This is a genomic window from Luteimonas sp. 8-5 (genome assembly GCF_029763755.1).
Lineage (GTDB): Bacteria > Pseudomonadota > Gammaproteobacteria > Xanthomonadales > Xanthomonadaceae > Cognatiluteimonas.
On record NZ_JARUVM010000072.1, the window covers coordinates 1 to 6,002 of the forward strand.

The 6,002-nt window shown below is 68.9% G+C and carries 6 protein-coding genes and 1 pseudogene; 3 read left to right on the forward strand and 4 right to left on the reverse strand.

Annotated elements, in window-relative coordinates; translation table 11 throughout:
- Positions 1–630, forward strand: a 630-nt coding sequence (locus QAA18_RS08670) for an anhydro-N-acetylmuramic acid kinase (RefSeq protein WP_279412534.1), incomplete at its 5' end; no start/stop codon positions are given.
- A 181-nt stretch (positions 631–811) separates the two neighbouring features.
- Here QAA18_RS08670 and QAA18_RS08675 read toward each other — a convergent pair.
- The 3 genes from QAA18_RS08675 to QAA18_RS08685 are packed head-to-tail and all read right to left on the reverse strand — an operon-like array spanning position 812 to position 3,161.
- On the reverse strand, positions 812–1,075 hold the full coding sequence (locus tag QAA18_RS08675; protein ID WP_279412535.1) for a hypothetical protein: 264 nt from the start codon (positions 1,073–1,075) through the stop codon (positions 812–814).
- Complete coding sequence (locus tag QAA18_RS08680) at positions 1,072–2,394, reverse strand: MFS transporter (RefSeq protein ID WP_279412536.1); 1,323 nt, start codon at positions 2,392–2,394, stop codon at positions 1,072–1,074. Before QAA18_RS08680 ends, QAA18_RS08675 begins: the two co-directional genes overlap by 4 nt.
- Positions 2,391–3,161, reverse strand: a complete 771-nt coding sequence (locus QAA18_RS08685) for an exodeoxyribonuclease III (protein ID WP_279412537.1) — start codon at positions 3,159–3,161, stop codon at positions 2,391–2,393. Before QAA18_RS08685 ends, QAA18_RS08680 begins: the two co-directional genes overlap by 4 nt.
- Before the next feature lie 57 nt (positions 3,162–3,218).
- Between QAA18_RS08685 and pyrE the strand changes: the two genes are divergently transcribed.
- Both pyrE and QAA18_RS08695 read left to right on the forward strand, forming a co-directional pair.
- Complete coding sequence (gene pyrE, locus QAA18_RS08690) at positions 3,219–3,884, forward strand: orotate phosphoribosyltransferase (protein ID WP_279412538.1); 666 nt, start codon at positions 3,219–3,221, stop codon at positions 3,882–3,884.
- Between the two features lie 29 nt (positions 3,885–3,913).
- Positions 3,914–4,564, forward strand: a complete 651-nt coding sequence (locus tag QAA18_RS08695) for a hypothetical protein (RefSeq protein WP_279412539.1) — start codon at positions 3,914–3,916, stop codon at positions 4,562–4,564.
- Here QAA18_RS08695 and QAA18_RS08700 read toward each other — a convergent pair.
- Positions 4,565–6,002, reverse strand: a pseudogene (locus QAA18_RS08700) (phosphomannomutase/phosphoglucomutase); the annotation flags it as partial.

The window sequence follows — 6,002 nt, forward strand, 5'->3', positions numbered from 1 at the left end:
ACGGTCGAATCGCGCGCCGTCCTCAACCTGGGCGGTATCGCCAACCTGACCCTGCTTGACGCCGCCGGCGGCGCGGTGCGCGGATTCGACACCGGCCCGGCCAACGCGCTGCTCGATGCCTGGCACGAGCGCCACATCGGCACCGCCTACGACGCCGGCGGTGCCTGGGCCGCCGTGGGCAAGGTCGACGAGGCCTTGCTCCAGCGCATGCTCGACGAGCCCTGGTTCGCACAACCGCCGCCCAAGAGCAGCGGCCGCGAACAATTCCATCTCGACTGGCTGGGCACGCGCCTGCGCGGCGACGAGGACCCGGCCGACGTGCAGGCCACCCTGCTCGAACTCACCGCCGCCAGCGTCACCGACGCACTGATGGCCGGACAGCCCGGTACCCAGCGCCTGCTGGTCTGCGGCGGCGGCGTGCACAATCCCGTGCTGCTGGCGCGCATCGCCGCGCGCCTGCCCGGCGTGGCGGTGGAATCGACCGCATTGCACGGCGTGGACCCGGACTTCGTCGAAGCCATGGGCTTCGCCTGGCTGGCCCGCGAAACCCTCGCCGGCCGCCCCGGCAACCTCCCCACCGTCACCGGCGCCACCGCCCCCCGAATCCTCGGCGCCATCCATCCTGCGTGAATGGGTGCGAGTTCTTTTTGACGCGGATCAACGCGGATCAGGAAAGGCGATCAACGCGGATAAAGCACTAGTGGGTCCAGGCGCGCCGCCACAGCTGCCCTGAACCCATTCTCCTTTGCTTGATCCGTGTTGATCCGCTCTTTAATCCGCGTTATCCGCGTCAAAGAAGAGCCCCCCGACGCTAGGAACCTTCGGGTTCCTCCGGGACCTTGCCGATGGCGGCGAAGGTGGAGGTGGGGATCTGTTCGAGGGCGGCGATGGCGGCCTGGAGGGCGTCGGCTTCCTCGTGCTCGAGGCTTGGGGGCACTTCGGCCTCGATCACCGGCAGGCCGCGCTCGATCACCCGGATCAGCGCATCGCTTTCGCTCCAGCCGCGTTTGCCGGCGAGCTTGCGCAGGCGGTCGGCCAGGATGGGATCGACGGTATCGAGCAGGAAGGGACTCATGCAGCCTCCGGTTCCGTGCGGTCACGATGCTGCTCACGATCCTGCAACCGGCGCCACATCCATGCCAGCAGCAGCAGGGTCGGCACCACGGTGAGCGCGCTCAGGGTGAAGAAGGTGGCGTACGACGTCGCCTCGACAAGATAACCCGAGACACCGCCGGCGAACTTGCCCGGCAGGTTGGCCAGCGACACCAGCAGGGCGAACTGGGTCGCGGTGAAATTGCGGTCCGTCAGCGCCGACATGAAGGCGATCAATACCACACCCGCGAAGCCCTGGAACAGGTTGTCGGCGGCGATGGCGGCGTAGAACGCCCACAGTTCCGACGGATGGTGGGCCATCAACAGGAACGCCAGGTTGGACAGGGCCACGCCCAGCGCGGCCACCAGCAACATGCGCCGGAACCCGAACGCGGCCACGGCCACGCCGCCGGCGAACGCGCCGGCGATGCCCATCCAGATGCCGAACAACTTGGAGACCGTGGCGATGTCGGACTTGCTGAAGCCCGAGTCGAGGTAGAACGGCCCCGCCATCACCCCGATCACCTGGTCGGGGAACTTGAACAGGCCCACGAACAACAGCAGCACCAGCCCGAGCACCATGCCGTTGTGGCGGAAGTAGCTCGAGAACGGCTGCCAGAAGGCGCCGATGAAGTCGATCCGGCGGACCACGGTGGCTTCCGGCGCGACAGGCTCCGGGGCCAGCAGCGTGGTCGCGATGGGGATCAGCATCAACGCCGCCATCCACAGGTACGACGGCATCCAGCCCTGGAAATCCGCGATGTACAACGCGCCGGCACCGCCGACGATCAGCCCGAAGCGATAGCCCAGCGTGTAGGTGGCGGCCAGCGCCGCCTGCGCCGAGGCGGGTGCGATCTCGATGCGGTACGCGTCGACCACTGAATCCTGGGTGGCGCCGGCGAACGAACCTATGAGGACCCAGATGACCAGCGCGGTGACGTCGGCGCCGGGCGTGGTCAGCGCGAGCGCGGCCAGGCTGAGGCCCACCAGCAACTGCGAAACCAGCAGCCAGGAGCGCCGCCTGCCGAGGAACGCGGTGAGCGGGAACGCGTAGCGGTCCAGCAGCGGCGCCCAGGCGAACTTGAGCAGGTAGAAAAAGCTCGCCAGGCTGATCAGGCCGATGCTGCCCAGGTCCAGCCCCACGTCGCGCAGGCGCGTGGACAGTGTCATCGACGCGATCAGCAGGAACGGCAGGCCCGAACCGAAACCCATCACCAGCAACGTGAATGCGGACGGGGTCGCGAACGCGCGCTTGATCCCCGCCCAGCCCTTGTACGACACCTTGCCTGCGGCGGCGCTCATCCGGCGTAGTCGACGGTGAACGGCGCGTGGTCGGAGAAGCGCTGCGCGGTTTCGATCGAGCAGGCGCGCAGGCGGTCGCGCAGCGACGGCGTCACGAACTGGTAGTCGATGCGCCAACCGACGTTGTTGGCGCGCGCGGCGCCACGGTTGCTCCACCAGGTGTAGTCCTGGCCTTCGGCGTGCAGGTGGCGATAGGCGTCGACCCAGCCGGTGTCGTGGCAAAGCCCGTTGAGCCAGTCGCGCTCGGGCGGCAGGCATCCGGAGTTCTTCTGGTTGGACTTCCAGTTGCGGATGTCGAGCTCGCTGCGGACGATGTTCCAGTCACCGCACAGAACGTAATCGCGGCCGCTGGCCAGCCATTGCTCCAGGATCGGCCTGAGCCAGTCCATGACCTCGAACTTGAAGCCCTGGCGCAATTCGCCCGAAGAGCCCGAGGGGATGTAGAACGAGACCACGCTGAGGTTGCCGAAGCGCGCCTCGATGTAGCGCCCCTCCTCGTCGAACGGCTCCCAGCCCAGCGCGGTGCGGATCTCGTCCGGCTCGCGCCTGGAGTAGATGGCCACGCCGCTGTAGCCCTTCTTGGTGGTGGCGTCGCGGACCCAGGCCTTGTAGCCGGAGGGCAGGAATTCGGGGCCCGCGAGCTGGTGCTCCTGGGCCTTGGTTTCCTGGATGCAGAGGATGTCCGTGTCCTGCGCGGCGAACCAGTCGAAGAATCCCTTGCTGGTCGCCGAGCGCAAGCCGTTGGCGTTGAAGCTGGTGATGCGCATGGGCCGCCTGTGCCTGCCGTTTTCCCGATCATAGCAATGCGTGGGAGAATGACGGCCATGGCCGATTCGCATGCTTCCGGACACCGTCGCCGCTTCCTGGAACTGGCGTTGCGGGCGCAGGCCCTGCGCTTCGGCGAATTCACCCTCAAGTCCGGCCGCCAGAGCCCCTACTTCTTCAATGCCGGCCGCTTCGACTCGGGCGCCATGCTGGCGACCCTGGCCGGATGCTATGCCGACGCCGTCGACGCCGCCGGCGTCGAGTTCGATTGCCTGTTCGGGCCGGCGTACAAGGGCATCCCGCTGGCCACCGCGCTGGCATGTGAATACGCGCGCCGCGGCCGCGACCTGCCCGTCGCCTTCAACCGCAAGGAAGCCAAGACCCACGGCGAGGGCGGCAACCTGATCGGCGCATCGATGCAGGGCCGGCGGGTGCTGGTGGTCGACGACGTAGTTACCGCCGGCACCGCGGTGCGCGAGGCGCTGGCGGCCATCGCCGCGGCCGGCGGCACTGTCGCTGCCCTGGCGATCGGCCTGGACCGGCAGGAAGCCGTCGCCGAGGGCGAACGGCGCTCGGCGACCCAGGCGCTGGCCTACGAAACCGGCATCGCGGTGGTCGCCGTGGCCACGCTCGACGACCTGCTTGCATTGGCGGGCGAAAATGCGGAACTTGTGGACCAGCGCGAGCGCCTGCTCGCATACCGGAACCGCTACGGCATTTCCTGAGAGGCATTGCAGAACAGGGGCTGCAAACCATGAACCTCAATCGCATCGCCGCCGCCATGTTGCTGCTTGCCGTCGCCGCGACGGCCGGCGCCCAGCAGAAGGGCGGCAAGAAGCTGTACTGCTGGGAAGAAAACGGCCAGCGCACCTGCGGCGACGCCCTGCCGCCCGGCGCGGTCGAGCTGGCTCGCACCGAGATCAACGCCGCCACCGGGCGCGCCACCGGCGAAGTCGGGCGCGCGCTCACCGAGGAGGAGGTCGCCGCCGCGGCCGAGCGCGAGAAGCAGGCCATCGCCGACACCCTGGCCGCTGCGGCGCAGCGCCGCCGCGACATGGCGATGGTCGAGTCGTATGCCACCGAACAGGACCTGCGCAACGCCTACGGCGAACGCCTGGCCCTGCTGGACGACGCGCTCAAGGCTTCGGTCATGGGCGAGGAGAACCTGCGCCGCAGCCTGGTGACGCTACTCGGCCAGGCCAACAACCTGGAGCTCGCGGGCAAGCCTGTTTCCAAGTCGCTGCTGTCGAGGCTGCAGGCGCAGCACGCGGACCTGCTCAAGCAGCAGCGCATCATCGCCGAGCAGCGCGTGGAGCGCGCCAGCCTCGACGGCGAGCTCGCCGACGCGGTCGAGCGCTACCGCTCCTTCAAGAACCCCGACGCCGCCGTCCTCGCCCGCCCGTAATCAGAACGGCAGGGCGAGGTCGGGCTTGACGGCGAGGAGCTGCTCGCGGAACGCCGACTGGATGCGCGCCAGCGCCTCCTGGTTGTCCGCATCGAAGCGCATGACCAGCACCGGCGTCGTGTTCGAAGCGCGCACCAGGCCCCAGCCGTCCGGCCAGTCCACGCGCAGCCCGTCGATGGTGGTCGAACGCGCGCCCTCGAACGTGGCCGAATCCACGAACGCCCGCACGAACGCATGCGGATCGCCGTCGGGCGCATCGACCTTGAGTTCCGGCGTCGACACGCCTTCGGGCAGCGCATCGAGCTGCTCGCTCGGCGAGCCGGAACCGGCGGCGACGATCTCGAGCAGGCGCGCGGCGGCGTAAAGGCCGTCGTCGAACCCGTACCAGCGTTCGGCGAAGAAGAAGTGGCCGCTCATCTCGCCGGCCAGTTCGGCCTCGACCTCGCGCATCTGCGCCTTGATCAGCGAATGCCCGGTCTTCCACATCATCGGACTGCCGCCGTGGCGCAGGATGTGGCCCTGCAGGCGGCCGCTGCACTTCACGTCGTAGACGATCACCGCGCCGGGATTGCGCTCGAGCACGTCGGCAGCGAACAGCATCAGCAGGCGGTCGGGGTAGATGTTGCCGCCGTCGCGGGTGACCACGCCCAGGCGGTCGCCGTCGCCGTCGAAGGCGATGCCCAGGTCGGCGCCTTCCTCCTGCACCTTGCCGATCAGGTCGACCAGGTTGGCCGGATCGCTGGGATCGGGGTGGTGGTTGGGGAAGCTGCCGTCGATGTCGCAATACAGCGGCACCACCTGCGCGCCCACCGCCTGCAGCACGCGCGGGCCGAGCTCGCCGGCCACGCCGTTGCCGGCATCGACCACGACCTTGAGCGGCCGGTCGATCTGCACGTCCGAGGAAATGCGCGCGACGTAGTCGTCGCCGATGTCGCGCTGGATGACCGTGCCGGGCGCCTCCGCGGTGAAGAGGCGGCCGCCGGCAATGCGGTCGTGCAGGTCCGTGATGGCATCGCCCGAAAGGGTCTGGCCGCCGACCATGATCTTGAAGCCGTTGTAGTCCGGCGGATTGTGGCTGCCGGTGACGGCGATGCCGCAGCCGGTGTGCAGGTGGTAGGTGCCGAAGTACACCACCGGCGTCGGCACCATGCCGATGTCGATCACGTTGCGGCCTGCCTTGCGCAGGCCTTCGACCAGGCCGGCCACCAGGTCGGGGCCCGACAACCTGCCGTCGCGGCCGATCACGATGTCGGTGGCGCCCTGTTCCTGCATCAGCGAGCCGACCGCGCGGCCGATCGCTTCGGCCACGCCGATGTCGAGGGTCTGGCCGACGATGCCGCGGATGTCGTACGCGCGGAAGATACCCGGATCCAGCGCCAGCGGCGGGGCTGCCGGCACGCCGCCGGCGCCGGCTGCCGCTGCTGCGAGCGTGCCGCCG